This window comes from Terrisporobacter glycolicus ATCC 14880 = DSM 1288 (assembly GCF_036812735.1).
Taxonomy (GTDB): domain Bacteria; phylum Bacillota; class Clostridia; order Peptostreptococcales; family Peptostreptococcaceae; genus Terrisporobacter; species Terrisporobacter glycolicus.
Map to the genome: position 1 here is coordinate 2,515,072 of NZ_CP117523.1, position 19,337 is coordinate 2,534,408.

A 19,337-nucleotide genomic window follows, 5' to 3' on the forward strand; every position below is an offset into this window, starting at 1 on the left:
TTTATAGCCACCTTTCATTAAATGTTACCGATGTTGACAAGTCAATATCATCGCTACTAACTTTTATCGTATTTTCTCCTACGTCTAATCCAAAGAACTGTGAGCCAATATCTACCGCATCAGGGTAAGGCTTATCATTTAAATAAACACTGTTGTTATAACAATCAATACTTATAACGTCTCCTTCTTCAAATTTTTTAACATTCTGATATGTTGACGTTTTAGGATTAAGGTTTTTAACAGTAACATGATTGATAGCCATATCACATGCTTTTTCTGACGTTTCGGCAAAAGTTCCAAAATACGCAACAATGTAAGCAAGATTACCCGTATTACTGCCACTTATTTTAACTTCTTTTTTGCTAAGTAATTGTTTTACTGTTTTACCATCTTTGATTTTGTAAACCCATGCTTTCCATTTGCCGTTTTTTCTTTGTATACCTAACTTTCCGTAGAACTTTTCCCACGGACCATACTTACCACTCAATAATGCATCTTTAGTTACAGTTAGCTTATCTCCTCCACCTTCGTATCGTGTAATTGTCTTAGGCGCAGGAGCTACAGTTTTATCCTTCAAGAAGTCTTGAGATCCAACTTGTATCAGTGGATAAGTAAACTCATACCATTCGTTATCATCATAAAGCCCTATTCTAAATAACTTTTCATTATTAGCAGTATATCCGTATAGCTCAACCATTCCCACTTTGTCATCGGCTGTATCTGGCTCAATTTCATAGTCATAAAATGTATTTGATGCCGCAGTTAAATTAGCTACAGCTACATATCCCGAATGTCCCTTATACTTTTGAGCTAGCTTATAATAATAGCGTTCTTTCTTCTTGTCTGTAGGGTCAAGATACTTCTTACTAGTAATGCATCTAATTACTTGCCCTGTTTTTATAGTGCATTTGTCTTTAGAAGTTTTCTTGTAGGTACTTCTAATAGCAGTGCTTTTATGAGTTACAAAGTTCTTTCTAGTAGCAGTTACAGTGTTGCTACTCACACATTTTCTAAGATAATCCGTAGATACATATGCAGTCTTGCCTTTATACTCTATCTTAGCCCAGTGCTTAGAGACAGAAGAAGGATATACCTTTGTGTTTTTCTTTAATGCTCCTACTCTTCTATATCTAGTTCCTGGACCACTTCTAACGTTTAATGAGGTACATTTAACCTTGTAATAAGTTTTCTTAGAGCCACTTACAACTGTTTCAGTTTCATTATCTCCCGTATTTGGGTCTCCATTTTTACCTGGTGAATTATGTCTCATAACACACTCAACATAAAAATCCTTAACTTGAGCATTTAAGTTTTTTCTAGCACTTGTCCCATACCAGTTAGCACCAGAAGATTTACTTCCAAAGTCACCAGCCGTTATACCTGCTCCACTTTCAGTAACCGATAGAGTTCCATTTGTAGCCCTATCGCTATCAACACTTGAACTTCCAACAATCCAGTCTGTAGTTTGTTCGCAGTTATCACTTAACACAGTTGATTTTTCTTTTATAGTTGTGTAAGCTAGATCGGGATAAGTACCTACTAATATTTTCTTATGATTTGTCATGTTTTCAACTTGAACAAAATGACAATCTTGACTTAGCCCAATACCAATTACAGGGTGACAAATTGTATTTCCCTCATTAACACATTCTACAAGATAACTTCCGTCATATTGCTTGGCTTCCTCACTGTACGCAAAGGGCACATAACATATAAACTCAATTGTTATTGTTCCAAAGCCGTCACAAATCTTATCTTCTTCATAGTCACCGTCTGGCACAGCAAAGAAAAAACGCCCGCTATCGTCTATATATAGCGGGCATTCTGATTGAACATCTAAAGCACTTGATAATTCGTCCAATGCTTCTAAATATTCTTCCTCACTGGCTCTCTTAATATCTGCCTTAACCTTTATTGGCTTAGGGCCATATTTGAAGCCGTTATACTTTTCTCCATGTCTTGAAGATATATCTTTGGAGTAGTTAGTCCTTGAAGATATTAACGGTTTTTCTATACTAATTACATTTAAAATTTGTTCTAAATCAATATCATTAAAATTTAGCATCTAACTATCTCCTTTTTTTCTTTTGTTTCTTTCATCGCTTTTAGCAATGTGTTTTCGTACTGGCTCTGCAACAACTTCAATTATTTCTTTCTCGCCTATAATAGTTTTCATTATATTAGGTCTTGAGCTTAAAGCTTCCCCTAGTCTTTCTATATCCTCATTATTTAATCTAGCTTCGGTTGTATTGTAACTTTTAATATTGCTCGTTGAATTAGCATTAGCGCTTACATATATTCTAGACATCTCTGCATTTACAGCAGATTTCATTCTATTATTAAGCCCTTGAATCTGATTCATAGCAGTTTTGTATAGTTCAGGAGTTTTATTTTTAATACCAACACCAAGTCCCTCTGCATAGAACTCACCATATTCAGTAGTTACCTTTGAAGGAGAATTTATTTTAGCTACACTTTTTACTATTGCATTGACTTGAGCAACCATACTTCTTGCTGCGCTGACAGCGCTTGATGTCCCACTCCTAATACCACTAGCCAACCCAGTAGCTATATATCTTCCTGCCTCTTGAGATTGAACTCTAGCTACATTTTTTATACTTATCATTTGAGTCGTAAATGCATTTCTTGCTTCTCTTGATTGAGTACTTACTACTTTCTTCATGCTTATCATTTGAGTTGTTACAGCATCTCTAGCCTCTTTACTTTGAGTACTAGCAACTTTTCTAAGGCTTATGAATTGAGTTGTAAACGCATTTCTAGCTTCTGTTGACTGTGTTCTTGTAACGTTTTTAAGACTTATCATCTGTGTAGTCCCAATATTTCTAAGTCCAGATAAGCTTGTTTTACATCCATTATACATATCTGTCATAGATTGTTTACCTACACTAGCAAGACTTGTAAACGAAGTTCTCATACCGTTATACATTTGAGAAGCTGATTGAGTTCCTACTTCTGCTAATTTTGAAAATGATGTTTTAGCGCCATTATACATATTCGTTGCTGATTGCTGTATTTCTTTAGTTGCATCTTGTATAGATGTTATAGCTCCGTCTTTTGCTCCATTAACTACCTTTTCTCCTACTTTTTTCCCTTCATTTTCTATTTCTGCTGCATCTGCTTTTGGAGTTATAGCAGATAATAAATCTTCAAACCAGTCTTTTAAAGATTTTGTACCTGCATAATCTTCTTTTGCCCCAGAAAAACCAAGAGGTGAATTCCCAGAATCCTCAGCTTTAGTTGTAGCGTTTCCAGTTTCCATAGCACCTAATACTATTTGCGGTATTAGATTAATTTTAACTTTCCACTCTAACTTTTTAGTTTCAAGATACACCTTTACTGCTTCATTTGTTGCTTTGTATAAAGCATCACCTATATCACCTTTATTCTTGTCAAATGACTTCGATAAGCTATCTATTATACTTATAGCTGCATCACCTAAATCAGGAGCATTTTTACTTATAAACTCAGCACCTTGTTTTACAGCACTATCTAGTGCACCACTAATACTTTTTTTATTACCAGTTATACCTTTACATATATTTTTAAGCAATGAACTACCAGCATCAAAAAGTTTAGGTCCTTGTTTAACCACAAAACTCTCAATACCTTTAAAAGCATTTGACATTATCTTAGGTATATTTTTAAATTCACTTTTTAATCCCTTAGTAAATTTTGTAACAGCTCCATCTACATCTCCATTAAGAAGTAAAGTTGCACTTTCAGCCATTAAGTCGCAAAATTTACCTAAAGCAGGAGCACATTCACTCATTATAGATAGGCCTAAACCACTAAGAGCGGAACCTAATCTCATAATAGAACCTTTTAATGACTCATCTATTATCTTCTGTGCTTTTTCTGCTGCACTTTGAGTTTCTTCTATTGCTTTAATTGTTTTATTGAACTCATTTGGAGTAAGAGCACATAGCTCATTAATTTCTTCAATTGAACCTGCTAGATCTAATCCTGTTAATATAGCTTCTCTTTCTGCATCTGTTTTATCTCTCAATGAAGTAACTATATTTTTAAGTGACTTGTCGTAATTTAATGAGTTATCATCATTTTTTACTAATTCTATACCGTATTTTTTCATCAATACTTTTTGTTCCTCAGTAGCATTGTTCAACTTATTAAATACAGTAAATAAATTTTCAATATTTCCACTTGTTACTTTACCATCTTTGCCTAATAGAGAAATTGACTTAGTTAAATCTGTAGAACTTATATTAAGAGCATCTGCCATATCCTTCGATTCAGTAAATACATTATGTAATTCGTCCAACCTCTTAGCAGTTTGTTCTTCTGTCATTCCTGCCTTTTCACATTCTTTCTTCCAATAAGTCATAGACTCGGTAGAACCTTCAATGGCAGTTTTTAAATTTTTATAATCGCTTTCACTAGCATTTATAATCGCAAGTCCACCAGCCATGCCAGTTTTACCAAAAAGATTTTTAGCAGCTTCTGCTTGTTTTTTAAGAGGCAAACTACTTAGGCTTTTTCTTAAATTCTGCATAGTGGCATCTAAGTCAACAGAGCCGTCATTTGTTTCCTTCATTGAAATTCCATATTTTTTCATGGTTGTAGCTGCTTTATCTGTTGGAGATGCTAAATTTGTAAGCATAGTTCTAAGAGAAGTACCACTTATACTAGCTTTAATACCCACATTTGCAAGTAATCCAGTTGCTAAAGCTAAATCTTCAAATTGTACACCTAAACTTCCAGCTATGGGAGCGACATATGTCATTGTTTCTCCCATCATTTCAACAGTAGTGTTACTTTTTGTAATAGTAGCAGCAAACATATCTACCATATCTCCACAGTCTGTCGCACTCATTCCCATTGCTGTAATTGTATCTGTTACTATGTCTGATGTAGTACCTAAATCCGCTGAACCTATCTGAGCTAGTCTAAGTACAGAAGGTAATCCATCCATAGACTCTTTTGCACTCCATCCAGCCATAGCCATGTATTTAAGACCTTCTGCTGCATTAGTTGCTGTAAACTGAGTTTCTCTACCTAGCTTAGCTGTAACATCTAATAGTTGCTTAAATTCTTCTTTTGTAGCTCCAGATATAGCTTCTACCTCTTTCATTGTTGAATTATAAGAAGTATATTCAGAAATAACATCATTAATCGATGTCGGAAACTGTCCTATCTGTGCGAGAGAATCCCATATCTGCTTTCCTACATCAAGTGCTATTGAACCTATACTAGATAAAGCGCCTCCTACTTCTTTAAGTGCAGTAGTTCCTAATTGATGAAAAGCTTTAAATCCAGCAACTAAAGCACTTACTCCTAAAGTCGCTGTTTTTGCTGTTGGGGATATTTTAGAAAATTGATCTAGTAAACCTTTTAATCCTTTATTTGCAATGCCACTAAGCTCTTTAATTCCTTGTTCTATTCCTTTACTATCCAAGGCGGTATCTATAATAATTTGACCATCACTCATACATTTTCACCTCCTTGTTTTTAGGCATAATAAAAGCACCTACTAAAAAGTAAGCGCTTAATTTAAAATCTATTTAATTGTTAACCACTCCAGTTATGCTATTTCCACAATAAGGCTCTGGAAAACACATAGAGCAAAATCTTATACTTTTATATTTTTCTATCTGATTTAATTCATTGATATCTACTTCTTGAACATCTAATTTACTTCCAAGTGACTCTTTTTTACAAAACAAACAATCATAGTCTTTGTGAACATGTCCGCCATATATTTCGGAACCATTATAAAATGATGCATACACACTCATATTCGATATATCTATTTTGTCAGTCACTTTTTCAGTAGATTCAGTTTCAACTGCTTTACTTTGTAGTTCATCATTTTCTTCTTCGAGATTTGTAACTTTACTTTCTAATTCTGCTTTTTCTTGCGTTAATGTTTTTAATTGTTCTCGATAAGTATCTCTCTGACTACTAGCTCCACAGTATGCAATAAAGAAAAAAATAACCATTACTATTAATATCTTTTCACGTCCAGTTAATTTATTACTTAACCTTTTCTTCGGTATTTGTTTTCCTTCCTTTTCATCCATGATTTCCCCTATTGTTTTTACCGTATTTTGTTCCTTTTTAATATCACTTACTGATTTTCCATCTACTTTGCTTTCAAAATCGAAAAATTTCTTAAATGAACTTTTCATATAATCCCCTCCCTATATACTGTAATAGTATTATAGCGAAATCATTTTTACAACAGATTCTTTATATCTTTACCAGCTCTAAGAGCTTCATTTATAGCATCAACTTTTTCTTTCTCTTCCTTACTTATCTTAGTAGGTATTTCATATAAAGCCTTCATATTTTTATAAAATTCTTTTTCATCTTTATCTTTCACTTTGCTTAGATCTATACTTCTATAATTTAATATCTTAGAGAATTTACAATTTTCATTTAAAGAATTAAATAATGCTCTAAATTTCCACCAATGTAAATATTCTATATCTTGTAAATCTATATTGAATTGCTCTAAAAATGCTGAATATATATATTCTTGGTCGAAGTCATAATCATAAATATTTTTACTACTACTTGATGAGTAACTTTTTTTACTTCCTACGACTTCGTGTTCTTCTCTACCACACCTATAAAACCAAAGTAATTTATCTGTAGCTTCATCTTTATTATTCATGTTATTTATAATATATCTTAAATGCCTATTTTCCTCATTGTCATAATAAAGATTTATAGCTAACTTTGATTTTTCATCTTCTTCTATTTCTTTATCTAGCATCATTTTTTCAAATAAAATACCAGTGCGAAAGTCTGTATTAATAACAAACTTCGCACCAGCTATATTAACTAAATTAGGTAATTTATCAATAAGTATATTACACTCCATAACCTACATTTTCTTTCTTCTTTGAGCTCTATTTGGAGAATATTTATTTACTCTATTCTTCATACCCTCAACTTGAGTATTAGCATTTGCTATAACTTGTTCAAGCGCATCTAAACATATTCTTAAATTTACCTTGTCCCCAAATACATCTTTGTCAGTACCTTCACCAAATATATCGTTGAAAAACTTAAAAACTAATTTACATTGTTCTCTTATTATTTGAGATGTACTCGCATTATCTTCTAACGATTCATTTCCTTGTATAACCTCTTTTAATGCATCCTCATATTTTTCAGATGTATCTACATCATACACATCAAAGTCTAATTCAATTTCTTCATTGTTAATTTTTAATATCATAATTATTTAATCCTCCTAAATTATGCTGGTGTTAATTCACTATCAGCAGTAAAAGTCAAAGTGCTTGTATTGAACTCACCTAATACAGGGTCACCTACAGCATTAAGATTGCCTGTTAATTCAAGTATTTCTCCGCCATCACCTTTTTTATCTGATATTTCAACACTAACTTTAAACTTTCTAGCCTTGTATGTATTCGCTTTGCTTTCAACAGGGCTATATAAATCAGCTTTTACATAATCTCTTTCTGCATCTACTCCTGTCTTACTATCTCTAGCTACTGACCATAAATCCATTATTGTAGCTTCGTCCTTTATCATTTCTGCAGTAAAAGGAAATTTTCTTTTATACCCCTTTACCGTAGAAGAAGATGTTTTATTATGTATATAAGTCTTTTCATCCATCTCTGCTCCGGGACTTTCATCAAGAGCAGTATATCCAGCTCCCATGAATATATAAGTTCCTTCTGTTCCAGCTTTCTTTAAATAATCAGCTTCCATATATCTAAATATTGTTTGCATATATTAACTCACTCCTTTATCTTGAAAATATTCTATCCTACATTGTATCTGATACCTACATTTATCCATTTGCATATCCATGATTTCACCAGTATAACCAGTAGTAAGAGTCTCTATTTTTCTTACTGTTTTTCCTTCTCCTAGATCAGGAAGTTTTCTTAATCTATTTTGTTGCTCTATCCATTTTGAAAAGAGTTCATAAAACCCTATGTTTTCTAAGTTTTGAAAAGCATCTTGGCCATAAGCTTCTCGGCTTGAAAATACAAATAAGAATTGTCTTATACTTGAACCATCTACATATCTTCGAACTATTGGTGTAGCTGGAATACTTTCAATTGAATAACTATTAGTATTTTCACCTAGGTAATCAACATTAATGCCCCTACTAAATTCACTTAAATAGGGGCATTCTTTAATATAATTTCTTATTGCTTCTAAAATTGTCATTTAGATTTTCCTCCGCAGAATTTTGCAACAGAACTTACAAGTTCCGGACCTTTATCTGCCATCATTCTTTTATCCCACATCTTTCCTCTCAAAGGAGGGTGGCCATAGTTAAGTGGTTTACCTAGTTTACTAACTCCGTAGTATTGATATCTAGCATAAATAGACGGATAAATTACGCTCTTTGTATTAACTACTGCTGTATTTTTAAGCGGGCCTTCTTGAAACGGTACATAAGGATCACAAAATTTTTTTACTTGACTAGATAAAAACTTTTGTCCCTCTCCATTTTCTTGTAGCCTTCTAGCAGTTAAAATCTTTTGCAAAGGTTCCATTTTTAATTTTACTTTAGCCATTACTTAGCACCTACCTTCCAATGCCTTAATTTCTCACTACAGTAATCATTTATACTTATACTAGTTATATTAACAACATCATCATATGAGTTTTCTAAATAAGCTATATTATTAGGCTTTCTACCTGTCAATTCAAAATCTATGATACCTTTAACTATTTTATCATCATTGTTAAAAGTAAAATATTTCTCTTTCTCAGCTTCACTTAGTTTTTCATATTCTTTAGGCCTCACATAGATTTTATCTTCTATATCTGCATTAAATGGTATGTATATGTTATAAGCATTATCATTTGCTAATAAATCTTTACTAGCTGAACTTAAAGCTCTTTTCCCTTGAAAACTTACACCTCTTATATATGTTCTCCTATATTTTAATGCATCACTAGTTTTATCATAATAAGCATTATATAAAGTTATATTTTCATTAAACTTCATATTCCAACACCCCTAAATAAAAGACATGTAGAAGCTAAATACATTTTGGCTACATTATATAATCGTCTAGTTTCAGAAGCTTTAGCATCTTCATTTATATGATAGCTAACAGAATAATCACCTATTTTTTCTTGAGTAACAACACCATTTTCTTTTTCTTTATCTATTTTATATTTTTCATTTATTACAACACATACAGCTTTATAAACGCCGGTAGGTATACTTTCAAGACTATGTATTCTGTTTAATGTTATACAATCTATAAAATCCCACGCAAATCCAATTAAGTCATTGAAGCTTTCTTCGGGTATGGATTTACCCTTAGAAAACTCTGTATATTCAAGATAAGTTACATATTCCATACCCTCAGCCCCTATTCCTTATTTGCTTCTTTTTCTTCTTTTAATTTTTTATTTTCATTTTGAAGCTTCTTAACTTTATCTTTCAATTTAGCTACTTCTGTTTTTAAAGTTTCGTTTTCTTCTTTTAAATTTCCAAGCTCAGTAGCTTTTCCAACTTCAGTTACATTCCCTTCTTTATCTATGACACTATATCCAAGATCTAAAAAGGACTCCTTCTGAGAGTCCAATATAGTTAATTCTTTATTTTGTTTTCTTACAGTAAGCATAATTTAACCTTCTTTCTATACTGCTGCTTCTATAACGAAGTCTATAGCATCAGATTTCTTATTTAATATAAATACATCCTCAAAAGATTCTTCATAGTAATAGTATTTATTTTGAGTCTTAGCACATGGCTCATCTAAACAAGCAGATTCATAGCTTATTGGTGTTATTACAGCCACTGGATGTATTAAGCACATTTGTATTTGCTTAGCTCCTGCTCCTGCAACCCATCCTTCAGTAAAGTTATATGTAGTTTTCATTAACTCTTCTGGAACATCTACTATTTTAACTTCGTCTATTCTTGATACAGTTCTTTGTATTGTAGAAGCAATTCCTTTATCTATACTTATATTTCTTACAATCTCTTTAGCATTTTTCAATAATGTTTTTATTGCAGGTGTAACATAAAGTATTCTTCCCATGGATGGAACTCTCTTATTATCCATTTTTTCCATCATGGCATCGAATTGACCTAGTATATTTTCTGCTGTTAAAGCTAATGCAGTCGCTGTTTTACTTCTTGCTGTCCAATCAGCGTATATTTTTGATATTGTGTAAGCATCCATTTCTGGGAACTTTTGCTCTTCATTATATACTTTAGTTATATTTCCTATAGATAACACCATGTTAGTTTGGTTTATATCCATAGGATGTATTAATGTATCCCAATATCTTTCATTAGTAAGTGTCTTAGGCTCCCACTCATTACCATGTCTTTTAGCAGCTGCCATTATAGAATCCCTATTAGCATCTTTTCTTCCTGTAGTAGTTATTACTGGTATTTCTATTGTTTTAGCATTTACCCACTTATATCTTCCGTTGTTAGGAGTATTATATAAATCTCCAAAGTATAGTACATATGGGAAAGCTTGAGCTAATTCCCTCGAATATTCTGTAGCATAATTAGTCATTTAAATCATCCTCTCTTCTTTTATTATTTTTCTTCTCTTGGTCTTACACCAGAAAACATATTTGCAAAACCAAAGCCATTATTTTTAGGTGATGGATCTCCTCCACCAGGTTTAATAATTTGTGGTACTGGATCTTTAGGTTCATCAGCTATAAAAGAAGTTGGCTCACTTTCTTGTAACTGCTTCATATAGTCATCAGCACCTAAAAAGACTCCATTCTCAAGTTTAAAATCTTTTTCTTTTAAATCTTGAATAATAGAGTTCTTAACACGTTCATTAGCAAATTTAAATTTACCTGTATACTCTTTTAAGTTATACTCGTAATCTTTATCTGTTAACTGCTTATTAAGTTTTTCTGTATCAGCTTCATATTTAGCTTTCCAATCATCAACTGATTTTTTAATACCTTCAATGTCCATATCATTAAACTGCTGTATTTGAGTATTTGCATCAGCTAACTGCATTTCAAGTCCTGTTACTTTTTCCTTTGTTGTTTCTAAGTCTTGATTAGCTTTATCTAATGAAGCTTTATGTTTTTCTATATCCTTACCATTTTCAGCCATAATGCTGTCTATTTGTTCATCAGTAAGGCCTAAATTTTTTAAAAATTCTCTTTTCATATATTTACCTCCAAACTACGTTTTTTACGAGTTCACATCTCTTATTTTTTAGTAATTTACTTATTCTTTTACGTCTATAAGTAATAAAAAGACATAAAAATAAGCCCTATAAGGACTTTGGATCAACTTTATCTATCATTTTCATTAAACCTACATACATAACGGCCGTCATTATTGATAATATAATTATAAATAATTTTGGATTTATCGTGTACTCAAGTGGTAACATAAAACTAATTAGCATTAGCATGAAAAATATACCTAATATCATAAATAAGCTTGTTATTGTATATAAAGTAATTACTAAAATCTTATTTTTATTCATTATAAAACATCCAATCCTCTGCGAATACATCTGCTTGAGAAGTTACCCACTGTATTCTATTATCATCTGCAGTTTTTATAAATAAATAAGGCTTTGTCATTTTGGAATATTTATCTGGAATTTGTGTTTCTCTTATGTCTAACTTATTATCATCTTTGCATGTATAATTATTGTTTCTTTGTCTTTATCCCAATACCAGTAACCGCCCCATGAAGGTAGTTTTATTTCATTTCCTTCTTTCATTAATTTAAAAGCTTCATTCCATAACATATTACTTACCTCCTAAATTTACACATAAAAAAAACACCTACTCTTAACTTTTAGTAAATGCTTTTTTATTATTCTATTATTGTCATATACCATTTGCATTTTTCACATTTTTCATTTGCTTCTTCTATGTCAAATGAATCAAGTGCAAAAATCTCCATGTCCATATTATCATCTCTTACTTCACCAACTTCATAGCATATCATTCGAGTTATTTCTTGATTTAGTAATGGACAATATTTTTTTTCTTCTGCTCTAGCCATTTGATTATCACCTCAATTTAAATTAAATATATTTATTATATTTATTTCTCCATTTTTGTGGAACTATAGTTACTAACTCATAGTCCAAATTTAACACTGTATAGCCTTTGTCTGCTAAGAATTTAATCGTCTCGTTAAGTTCTTGATAAAGTACTAACTTAGCATTATCAACAAATTCTTGCCCTTTACTTGGTGTCATATTTTTTCTATCTTCTTTTACCTTCATATTATCATAAATATGCTCTCTCACACCGGTTATATTCGGCTTATCTAGTTTAACAATTACTTCCTTTTCGTTAATTCTTTGAACAAATTGTATGTTACGTTTCTCTAAAATATCTCTCGTTGGTTTGTCTCTCAAGTAAGCTTTTATATTATCTTTGCTACTACCTAAATTGTATAACCTATTAGCTTCTTTTTCAACAGATTTATAATTATTAACAGATTTTTGACTTATACTCCTTCCAAATCCATTAGCCTGAGTTCTTGCATTATTTGCTTTCAAGTTAACAGCTTTATTAAAAGAATTATAAGCTTCTTTCTGTTGTTGTAGCTTGATACTTGCATTTGCAAATGCTTGATTATCTCCTATAGCCTTATATCCTACTAACTCTCTTTTACTTGCTCTTATATCTCTTTCTAATTGTCTTTGCTTTTGTGTAGCTTCATAATAAGTATAAGTTTTACCATTATAATCTATATTTTCATATGGATTTATATTCTTTAAATCCTCTTTTGAATAAGTCCTTGTACTTATACCTGGGAAAAACGGAAAAAAGCTGTGCCTACAACCATACCCACCTAAACCATCTGCGCTTCCATAGCCTGTAGTATCTTCAAAGTTAGGATATTCCGAAGAACTCCCATTCATTTGATATACTCCACCTTGCCATTCTTCATGAGTTGGTCTAGCTCCAGGATGTGCAGACACTTCTACATATTCGCAGTTCATTTCTTCCATTAAGCCTTCTGTCATTTTCTGAGACATCTGATTAAGTCCTGTTAATGTTGACCTTCTTACAGCTACATCCAATCTATTATGCCAACCACTATCATAATTAATAAATTGAACTCCGCTTTTTGAAAGTTCCTTTACGGTATTCCTAATAGCAGTATTATAATCTATAGCTCCACTTGATATTTGAAGTTGTGCAAAATCCATATGTTTTATATAAGCTTGAGTTAACAATCTGCTTTTTATTTTTTCATTTACTTCTTTTGTGCAAAATCCTAATGAATTAGTTATATTTTTTAATTCTCCTTTTGTCTGTTTCTTAAATGCTTTTACATAGTCTTGTAACATTTTAGAGCCATCTAAACTGATAGTCTTAAGATTAGCTTTTTCATATATTTTATTATCAAATTTAATAGACTCTTCTGCTGCTTCTTTAAATAATTTATCTATTTCTTTATCTGACTTTTTAAGCATCTCTTTTATTTTCTTTTTTATTTCTCTTTCGCTTAGTCCTATTTCTTGAGCTTTTATATATTGCCATTCTGCTGTACTAGTAATTTTCCCAGCTTTAGCAATCCTTCTTGATATATCTTCAATAATAAAATCTTCTAACTCTTGATACAGTTTAACTATATAATCTGGAGCTTTTTTAAGATAATCTGGTGTTAACATTTAATCACCTATTCTAAATCATCAACTTCATCTAGTTCTTGATTATTCGGCATCATTTTAAGAGCTTCTTCCTCAGTTACTCCATATTTTTTCATGATATATAACTCTGGCCTAATAAGTCCAGAAGCTACATCATTTTGCATACTTAGCAAATCTGTATCTTTATCTATTACTAAACTATCATCAAACTTAAATGACATATCATATTTACTAGTCTTAGAATATCCAGCAAGCATGGCCCACACATTCATTGCATAAGCTAAATTTATTAAAGATTTTTCTAAAGCCTTTTGAATATCACTTACAGTCACATAACTTCTTTGTCTACTTGTTTTTATTTCAGTAGCTGTCTTAGCTGTCTCCTGTACATCACTTAAAGTTCCATATGCTAATCCACAATTGAACTCTATTTTTCTAAGTAATTGATTTAATCCGTTAAATAGTGGGGCGTCTCTAATATCTGGACTAAAAGTATCAAGAAGCTTATTATTAGAACCATTTCCTATATCAAAGGTTCTATATAGTCTTTCTTTTCCTACTGGTATTTTAGGATTACCTTCTCTATCTAATGCAAAAGCTTCTATACCTGCATTAACTGCAAGCTCTGTGCCTTCATATTCCCAAAGTATCCTACTATATTGTTTATCTCCTTCTTCTATTAAATCTGTAGCTCTGCTGTAAACACTAACTCCCAGTGGACTTGATGTATCAATGTTATTAGCTATAGGAATCTTAAAATAAGAAAATAAAGGCTTATCTACGTTTTTAATAAGAGCTTCTTCCTCTAAATCTTCCCAGCCTTTTACTGCACCAAGAGGCACTTGATCACCTAAATCATTATTATTGTTCAAAGAAGCTCCATTGTAATTTTCTTTTACATATGCAGTATTTGAAATATAATATCCTTGTTTTGTCAAGTTATGATATTCAACTCTTGTATATGTCTTTTTACCTTCTTGCTTAAACTCTAAGAATATCGCTCCTGTTACTTCACCTTTACTATTAAAAGATGTAGGATAAAAGTTTTCAGCTTGAACTAAATCAACCGCTATATCTTCATCGCTTATATAAGGCTTGAATACCACTCCACCTTTTGCACAAGCAAATTCACAATAATCTCTTATTCTTTCTATAACTATTTGATACTGTTCATTTATGTAATCATTTCCTGTAATTACACTTTCCAACTCTAAAGTTACAAGCCTCGCAAATTCTCCAGCAATAGCAGGGGCTAATCCTATTGTTTTTACATTTTCATTTATCCAAGGAGGTTTATTGTTATATATTGAAGTCCATAAATCTATAGCTTTTATCATTTCATCTGATACAGCAACTTCAATATTAAGTTCTTTTTCAATGATTGGTTTCTTATTCAACTTTTTTAGCACCCCCTTTATAAAGTTTTTTATTTTTTCAAACATGGCTTATTCCTCCTGCGATTTTCTATCTTTTTCTAGGTAATAGCCTATTAGTATATTTTTCTATTGAATATTCATATGCATCAAGTGTATCTATGTCACTTGTACCATCATCTAACCTTACATTTTCAGTAAGTTCCTTTGGGTCCCATATTGCCCCACATAAAGCAATTTCTAAAGTAGCACAATCATCTGTATATTCAAATCTATCTTGAGCTATCAACATACAAGTAAGTTGTATTCTATCTGTAATAGATGATTTAAGTGCATCTCTGATATGAATATGCCCTAACCTTGCTTCAATGGCTGAACTTCTTAATCCTCTTATTAAAACTTGTTCTGCGCTATCACAATAAACACAAGTTATAAACCCATATCTATCTAGAATTTTCTGTAAGAAGCTTACAAATAATTGCCCTAGCTTTTTAGGATCTATATCTCCAAAATGTCTTTCGCTAGACAACGGTTTTATTTTTCTATATCCTGGTGTTATTCCAGTAGCAACAAAAGAATGTCCAGATTTATTCCCTCCGAAGTCAACTCCTACATTAATCATCATTAAATCTTTAACTTCATTATTTTTATATTTTTCCGTGTTATCTGCAAATTGCCTATATATAAGTCCTTCAGCTATACATCTTTTACCTAGAATATCTCTTTGATACCAAATAGAAGTTTTATCATATTGTGATTTTATCTCTTCTCTACGTTCATCTGATATTGTTATATTATCGTCTATAGTAAAATGCTGATAGTTATATCCTCCTAATAGTTCACCTTTCTGATTTAACTTATCATATTTATCTATGTACTCTGTATATATAGTTGCATTAGGATTGTCCGGGTTTAAATCCCAAAATATTTTTCTTTTATTAGCTGCAATCAAACGGTTAAAAGCTTCTTTTATAGTATTATCATGATGTAAGTTGATTTCTGTTGCTATCCACATTCCATAAGAGTTCCCTCTTATCTTTTTATATGAATTAGCTAAAGCACCACCAGCAAATATTACTATTCTCTGCTTGTATTTTGTACTTGGACCTTTAATGTATAAACATTCATTGCCTTTATACTTTCCCCAGTGAGATTGTCCTCTAAAAATATATTCAAGGCCAAATCCATTAGCATCACCTATATTTAATTTAGCATTTGCACTTGTTGAACCTGTAGCTAAGTGTATTTTATCTTTAGTATCTTTAATCTCATGAGCAAAAGCATAAACATTATCAACAGTTTTACCAGCTCTTACCGCTCCTTCTGCAAAATTATAAGTATTTTTAGCGCAATTCCTAATATATTCTTTATGCTTATCAGAAAATTTAAAGTATATTGTTTTCTTTTTAGTCACAGCCATAAATATCACTATCCGTTTCTGATGTATCTTCTACCTCGGTGTTATCGCCTGTTATCTTATTAGTTTTAGCTTTTATATTTTCAATCCTTGCCTTTTGTTCTTCTGAAGCCAATCCTATGTGTTTGTCTAACCAATCTAACGCTTTCATTTTATCTAATAATTTAACTTTAACTCCATCTTTACCTTCAGATATTTCACTTATAAGAGTTCCGTCCAGCTGAGTACTATCTTTTAGAACTACACTATTTTTTAGATATGGCCCAAACTCTCCTTCTACTTTCTCACTATTAAATTCTAAGAAATCAGTTATGTCAGAAAAAGCTATATTCATATACTTTTGAAATAATCTTTTATTAAGTAATTTAGAATTAATTTCTTGTTCTTGTAAGCATTCTTCAGTCAGTCTATCTATTTCTAATTTTATGTTAGGTTTTGTTAGGCATTTAGAACCTTCTGTTTTAGCTGTATTATAGCTACATCCATAAACCTTGCGATACGCTCTTGTAGCATTAAAATCCTCTATATAATAAATACAAAATAATCTTTGTTTTTCAGTAAGTTCAGTATTTTCTAATACCGACTCAACTTCATTAAAATCAGCTTGTTTTTCTGCCTTCTTTTTAGTTACTTTTTTATTATTAACGTTCCTTTTCTCCTTAGGTAACGTTCCTTTTAGTTTTTCTTCCCATTTATCTTGAGATTTCCATTTTCTAACTTGAGTATCTTTCACACCAAGTTGAGTAGCAATATCCTTAAGTAAGATTTCTCCATTATTTAGTTTATATATTTCATAAGCTTTATCTCTATTAGGACTTCTTACTCTAGCCATATCACCACCTCATTACCTTTATATTTAAGCATAAAAAAAGAACCCTATAACTAGAGTTCTTTAGATTATATTTTATTGTTTTTTATTTTTATTATTAAGTCTCCATTTTAATTCTTCTTCCAACCTTATCTTTGATTGATTATCAATTACTACATTAAATTTTTCTTGTAAAAAACATACTATCTCGTCCGATAAATCTTTTGTATTTATAGATGATGTTTCTATTTTTTCAACAACAACTCTTTTGTTATTCCAATTATTATTATCTTTTTCATCATATTTAGATATTATATATCCTGCACTATCTTTTTCATATTCAATAAAATACAATATATCCTTTACGCTATTATCATCTTTCCCTAACAATATAGCTTTATTATTGTCAAATAAACTTATCAACATGCCGTTTTCATTACTCTCAATATATAGTTCTTTATCAGTTTTTCCCTCACGTACTAAATCGTATATATCTGTAGGATCATAACATGTAATTCTAAAATAAATATCACTTATATTTGTTTTATAATTATGTCCACAACTACTTCTCTTCAAGTGACTAAGATTAAAATTTTTAACAGTTCTATTTGTCTTATATTTCAATATAATATCAACAAAATTAATTTTTTCTATATTTTCTATTATCTCTTGACCTATAAAATTATCAAAATCATTTTCTGCATTTTTAATAGCATCACCTATTTCTCTATGCAAAACATTTTTTATAATTTCTACTTGAATACATTCTTGTCTATACTCAATTTCTGTATCATAAAAATTTAAATATACTATATATGTACCTTCGTTTTTTAAATTGTTAACTATAGAAAAATCTTTAAAATTATTGTACTTTCTAGAAGTTGAGTTTATTAGGTATTTAATATCGTTAAATTTTACTATTTCCACGTTGGTTTTAGTCATAATATCACCTCCAAAAGTATATAATATCACTTTTTTCTATATTTTGTTAATTCATATAAAAAATTCATTATATATTTAATAAAAAAGAACCCTATTTTTAGAATTCTTCTTGATTATTCAACATAGCAGGAAGTTCATACACTATTTTCAACAACATCTCAATAAATTTCATAGTTTTTTCTGCATCTTCTTTGCTTATGATATTAATTTCATGGGTTGCATTATTTCCTATTTTTCTGATTTGATCTACCCACCCTTTTGAATTTGGTGGTATATACATATTTTTATCTAACCAATTAACATAATAAAAAAATGATTCATTTTCATTTGCTCCTAGGTTAACAGATATATTCATTAGCAATTTTCTACAACATAAAGCTACTGAAGTAAATGCATCTACACTAAAACAATTTCTAGCTTCTTTATATAAATCTACTACTTCTTCATGTGTTATATTTTGAATATTTGAACCAATTTTCACTCCTGGATATTGCTTTTCTTTATCATCAAAAAATGTTGGTTTATTGCACTTTGGGCATATATATATGTTATATTCACGATATGAACCACCTAACATACCAATTCTTTCATCAGTATGAAAACCCCTATCATTTCCAACGTTCAAGCCACAATAACCACATATATAATTTTTACATTCCAAATGTATAGTTTCTTTCCAATCCATAATATCCCCCCTTTTTACATTATAAAACACTCTAATACTCAAGTCTTTACTTTTTTATATTTTTATTTCTATATTTCAATTTATCTTTATCTCTTTTAGCTTCAATCAATTCCTCTACTAACTTTATATACTTAGCATCACTACTTACTCTAACGTGACTTTCAAGCAAATATAAGTTATTTGTTTTAGGTGTTCTTTTATTGATACAGTTTTCTATAATAGTCTTTGACATATTGAATGAACGAAGATGCGTATGAGATTTTTCAAAAGGTTTTAAAGTATTATAAACTATATATCCATTCTTAACTGCCAATATAATATATTCTTTTCTTGAATACACTTTCTTTGCACCATCAGTCTTATCAAAGTTAGGTACAGATTTCATTAGATCATCATACTTAAATAAATCTTCTGGCATCTCTGTAACCTCGGCTATTAATCCTGCATCAATCCAACGTTTCATTTTCAACACACCTTTCAAACATAATAAAAAGAGCAACTAAATTATTAG

The 19,337-nt window shown here is 30.7% G+C and carries 24 protein-coding genes; all 24 read right to left on the reverse strand.

Annotation, left to right across the window (positions count from 1 at the left end; all coding sequences use genetic code 11):
- Position 1: 1 nt before the first annotated feature.
- Entirely contained in the window at positions 2 to 2,065 is a 2,064-nt protein-coding gene (locus TEGL_RS12435; protein WP_018592629.1) for a distal tail protein Dit, read from the reverse strand.
- Entirely contained in the window at positions 2,066 to 5,467 is a 3,402-nt protein-coding gene (locus TEGL_RS12440) for a phage tail tape measure protein (protein WP_018592628.1), read from the reverse strand.
- Between the two features lie 73 nt (positions 5,468 to 5,540).
- On the reverse strand, positions 5,541 to 6,167 hold the full coding sequence (locus tag TEGL_RS12445) for a hypothetical protein (RefSeq protein WP_018592627.1): 627 nt from the start codon (positions 6,165 to 6,167) through the stop codon (positions 5,541 to 5,543).
- A gap of 47 nt (positions 6,168 to 6,214) precedes the next feature.
- Complete coding sequence (locus tag TEGL_RS12450) at positions 6,215 to 6,865, reverse strand: bacteriophage Gp15 family protein (RefSeq protein ID WP_018592626.1); 651 nt, start codon at positions 6,863 to 6,865, stop codon at positions 6,215 to 6,217.
- 3 nt (positions 6,866 to 6,868) lie between these two features.
- On the reverse strand, positions 6,869 to 7,225 hold the full coding sequence (locus TEGL_RS12455; protein ID WP_018592625.1) for a DUF6673 family protein: 357 nt from the start codon (positions 7,223 to 7,225) through the stop codon (positions 6,869 to 6,871).
- Positions 7,226 to 7,245: 20 nt separating this feature from the next.
- Complete coding sequence (locus TEGL_RS12460) at positions 7,246 to 7,746, reverse strand: hypothetical protein (RefSeq protein WP_018592624.1); 501 nt, start codon at positions 7,744 to 7,746, stop codon at positions 7,246 to 7,248.
- A gap of 3 nt (positions 7,747 to 7,749) precedes the next feature.
- A complete protein-coding gene (locus TEGL_RS12465) occupies positions 7,750 to 8,193 on the reverse strand; it encodes a hypothetical protein (protein ID WP_018592623.1) in 444 nt (147 codons plus the stop codon).
- Positions 8,190 to 8,546, reverse strand: coding sequence for a minor capsid protein (locus TEGL_RS12470; protein ID WP_018592622.1), 357 nt, complete (start codon positions 8,544 to 8,546; stop codon positions 8,190 to 8,192). The genes TEGL_RS12465 and TEGL_RS12470 overlap by 4 nt, the downstream gene beginning before the upstream one ends.
- Positions 8,546 to 8,983 carry a DUF6751 family protein gene (locus TEGL_RS12475; protein ID WP_018592621.1) on the reverse strand — a complete coding sequence of 146 codons (438 nt, stop codon included), beginning with the start codon at positions 8,981 to 8,983 and terminating at the stop codon, positions 8,546 to 8,548. The genes TEGL_RS12470 and TEGL_RS12475 overlap by 1 nt, the downstream gene beginning before the upstream one ends.
- Positions 8,980 to 9,345, reverse strand: a complete 366-nt coding sequence (locus TEGL_RS12480) for a hypothetical protein (RefSeq protein ID WP_018592620.1) — start codon at positions 9,343 to 9,345, stop codon at positions 8,980 to 8,982. The genes TEGL_RS12475 and TEGL_RS12480 overlap by 4 nt, the downstream gene beginning before the upstream one ends.
- Positions 9,346 to 9,356: 11 nt before the next feature.
- Positions 9,357 to 9,611, reverse strand: a complete 255-nt coding sequence (locus TEGL_RS12485) for a hypothetical protein (protein WP_018592619.1) — start codon at positions 9,609 to 9,611, stop codon at positions 9,357 to 9,359.
- A 15-nt stretch (positions 9,612 to 9,626) separates the two neighbouring features.
- Entirely contained in the window at positions 9,627 to 10,520 is an 894-nt protein-coding gene (locus TEGL_RS12490) for a hypothetical protein (protein ID WP_018592618.1), read from the reverse strand.
- A gap of 23 nt (positions 10,521 to 10,543) precedes the next feature.
- Positions 10,544 to 11,140 carry a phage scaffolding protein gene (locus TEGL_RS12495; protein ID WP_018592617.1) on the reverse strand — a complete coding sequence of 199 codons (597 nt, stop codon included), beginning with the start codon at positions 11,138 to 11,140 and terminating at the stop codon, positions 10,544 to 10,546.
- Between the two features lie 106 nt (positions 11,141 to 11,246).
- Entirely contained in the window at positions 11,247 to 11,465 is a 219-nt protein-coding gene (locus tag TEGL_RS12500; RefSeq protein ID WP_018592616.1) for a hypothetical protein, read from the reverse strand.
- Complete coding sequence (locus TEGL_RS12505; protein WP_018592615.1) at positions 11,458 to 11,565, reverse strand: Thoeris anti-defense Tad2 family protein; 108 nt, start codon at positions 11,563 to 11,565, stop codon at positions 11,458 to 11,460. Before TEGL_RS12505 ends, TEGL_RS12500 begins: the two co-directional genes overlap by 8 nt.
- Before the next feature lie 38 nt (positions 11,566 to 11,603).
- The gene (locus TEGL_RS12510) at positions 11,604 to 11,735 is read right to left on the reverse strand and encodes a hypothetical protein (RefSeq protein WP_018592614.1); all 132 of its coding nucleotides are present in this window, start codon (positions 11,733 to 11,735) and stop codon (positions 11,604 to 11,606) included.
- Between the two features lie 68 nt (positions 11,736 to 11,803).
- Positions 11,804 to 11,995: a hypothetical protein gene (locus TEGL_RS12515; protein ID WP_018592613.1), complete on the reverse strand. Its 192-nt coding sequence runs from the start codon at positions 11,993 to 11,995 to the stop codon at positions 11,804 to 11,806.
- Between the two features lie 22 nt (positions 11,996 to 12,017).
- A complete protein-coding gene (locus TEGL_RS12520) occupies positions 12,018 to 13,622 on the reverse strand; it encodes a phage minor capsid protein (protein WP_018592612.1) in 1,605 nt (534 codons plus the stop codon).
- Between the two features lie 8 nt (positions 13,623 to 13,630).
- A complete protein-coding gene (locus TEGL_RS12525; RefSeq protein ID WP_018592611.1) occupies positions 13,631 to 15,043 on the reverse strand; it encodes a phage portal protein in 1,413 nt (470 codons plus the stop codon).
- A gap of 22 nt (positions 15,044 to 15,065) precedes the next feature.
- Complete coding sequence (locus tag TEGL_RS12530) at positions 15,066 to 16,394, reverse strand: terminase large subunit domain-containing protein (protein WP_018592610.1); 1,329 nt, start codon at positions 16,392 to 16,394, stop codon at positions 15,066 to 15,068.
- Complete coding sequence (locus tag TEGL_RS12535) at positions 16,381 to 17,223, reverse strand: terminase small subunit (RefSeq protein WP_018592609.1); 843 nt, start codon at positions 17,221 to 17,223, stop codon at positions 16,381 to 16,383. Before TEGL_RS12535 ends, TEGL_RS12530 begins: the two co-directional genes overlap by 14 nt.
- Before the next feature lie 72 nt (positions 17,224 to 17,295).
- A complete protein-coding gene (locus tag TEGL_RS12540; RefSeq protein WP_018592608.1) occupies positions 17,296 to 18,141 on the reverse strand; it encodes a hypothetical protein in 846 nt (281 codons plus the stop codon).
- A 97-nt stretch (positions 18,142 to 18,238) separates the two neighbouring features.
- The gene (locus TEGL_RS12545; RefSeq protein WP_018592607.1) at positions 18,239 to 18,826 is read right to left on the reverse strand and encodes a DUF4145 domain-containing protein; all 588 of its coding nucleotides are present in this window, start codon (positions 18,824 to 18,826) and stop codon (positions 18,239 to 18,241) included.
- 46 nt (positions 18,827 to 18,872) lie between these two features.
- On the reverse strand, positions 18,873 to 19,289 hold the full coding sequence (locus TEGL_RS12550; RefSeq protein ID WP_018592606.1) for a hypothetical protein: 417 nt from the start codon (positions 19,287 to 19,289) through the stop codon (positions 18,873 to 18,875).
- Positions 19,290 to 19,337 lie beyond the last annotated feature (48 nt).

What these genes read in the sequence shown, in the direction of transcription:
- TEGL_RS12500 (WP_018592616.1), bottom strand. Translation starts at nt 11,465, where the DNA reads ATGAATAAAAATAAGATTTTAGTAATTACTTTATATACAATAACAAGC.
- TEGL_RS12495 (WP_018592617.1), bottom strand. Translation starts at nt 11,140, where the DNA reads ATGAAAAGAGAATTTTTAAAAAATTTAGGCCTTACTGATGAACAAATA.
- TEGL_RS12505 (WP_018592615.1), bottom strand. Translation starts at nt 11,565, where the DNA reads ATGACAAAGCCTTATTTATTTATAAAAACTGCAGATGATAATAGAATA.
- TEGL_RS12480 (WP_018592620.1), bottom strand. Translation starts at nt 9,345, where the DNA reads ATGGAATATGTAACTTATCTTGAATATACAGAGTTTTCTAAGGGTAAA.
- TEGL_RS12530 (WP_018592610.1), bottom strand. Translation starts at nt 16,394, where the DNA reads ATGGCTGTGACTAAAAAGAAAACAATATACTTTAAATTTTCTGATAAG.
- TEGL_RS12515 (WP_018592613.1), bottom strand. Translation starts at nt 11,995, where the DNA reads ATGGCTAGAGCAGAAGAAAAAAAATATTGTCCATTACTAAATCAAGAA.
- TEGL_RS12520 (WP_018592612.1), bottom strand. Translation starts at nt 13,622, where the DNA reads ATGTTAACACCAGATTATCTTAAAAAAGCTCCAGATTATATAGTTAAA.
- TEGL_RS12540 (WP_018592608.1), bottom strand. Translation starts at nt 18,141, where the DNA reads ATGACTAAAACCAACGTGGAAATAGTAAAATTTAACGATATTAAATAC.
- TEGL_RS12435 (WP_018592629.1), bottom strand. Translation starts at nt 2,065, where the DNA reads ATGCTAAATTTTAATGATATTGATTTAGAACAAATTTTAAATGTAATT.
- TEGL_RS12545 (WP_018592607.1), bottom strand. Translation starts at nt 18,826, where the DNA reads ATGGATTGGAAAGAAACTATACATTTGGAATGTAAAAATTATATATGT.
- TEGL_RS12460 (WP_018592624.1), bottom strand. Translation starts at nt 7,746, where the DNA reads ATGCAAACAATATTTAGATATATGGAAGCTGATTATTTAAAGAAAGCT.
- TEGL_RS12510 (WP_018592614.1), bottom strand. Translation starts at nt 11,735, where the DNA reads ATGTTATGGAATGAAGCTTTTAAATTAATGAAAGAAGGAAATGAAATA.
- TEGL_RS12525 (WP_018592611.1), bottom strand. Translation starts at nt 15,043, where the DNA reads ATGTTTGAAAAAATAAAAAACTTTATAAAGGGGGTGCTAAAAAAGTTG.
- TEGL_RS12475 (WP_018592621.1), bottom strand. Translation starts at nt 8,983, where the DNA reads ATGAAGTTTAATGAAAATATAACTTTATATAATGCTTATTATGATAAA.
- TEGL_RS12440 (WP_018592628.1), bottom strand. Translation starts at nt 5,467, where the DNA reads ATGAGTGATGGTCAAATTATTATAGATACCGCCTTGGATAGTAAAGGA.
- TEGL_RS12450 (WP_018592626.1), bottom strand. Translation starts at nt 6,865, where the DNA reads ATGGAGTGTAATATACTTATTGATAAATTACCTAATTTAGTTAATATA.
- TEGL_RS12550 (WP_018592606.1), bottom strand. Translation starts at nt 19,289, where the DNA reads ATGAAACGTTGGATTGATGCAGGATTAATAGCCGAGGTTACAGAGATG.
- TEGL_RS12485 (WP_018592619.1), bottom strand. Translation starts at nt 9,611, where the DNA reads ATGCTTACTGTAAGAAAACAAAATAAAGAATTAACTATATTGGACTCT.
- TEGL_RS12465 (WP_018592623.1), bottom strand. Translation starts at nt 8,193, where the DNA reads ATGACAATTTTAGAAGCAATAAGAAATTATATTAAAGAATGCCCCTAT.
- TEGL_RS12455 (WP_018592625.1), bottom strand. Translation starts at nt 7,225, where the DNA reads ATGATATTAAAAATTAACAATGAAGAAATTGAATTAGACTTTGATGTG.
- TEGL_RS12470 (WP_018592622.1), bottom strand. Translation starts at nt 8,546, where the DNA reads ATGGCTAAAGTAAAATTAAAAATGGAACCTTTGCAAAAGATTTTAACT.
- TEGL_RS12490 (WP_018592618.1), bottom strand. Translation starts at nt 10,520, where the DNA reads ATGACTAATTATGCTACAGAATATTCGAGGGAATTAGCTCAAGCTTTC.
- TEGL_RS12445 (WP_018592627.1), bottom strand. Translation starts at nt 6,167, where the DNA reads ATGAAAAGTTCATTTAAGAAATTTTTCGATTTTGAAAGCAAAGTAGAT.
- TEGL_RS12535 (WP_018592609.1), bottom strand. Translation starts at nt 17,223, where the DNA reads ATGGCTAGAGTAAGAAGTCCTAATAGAGATAAAGCTTATGAAATATAT.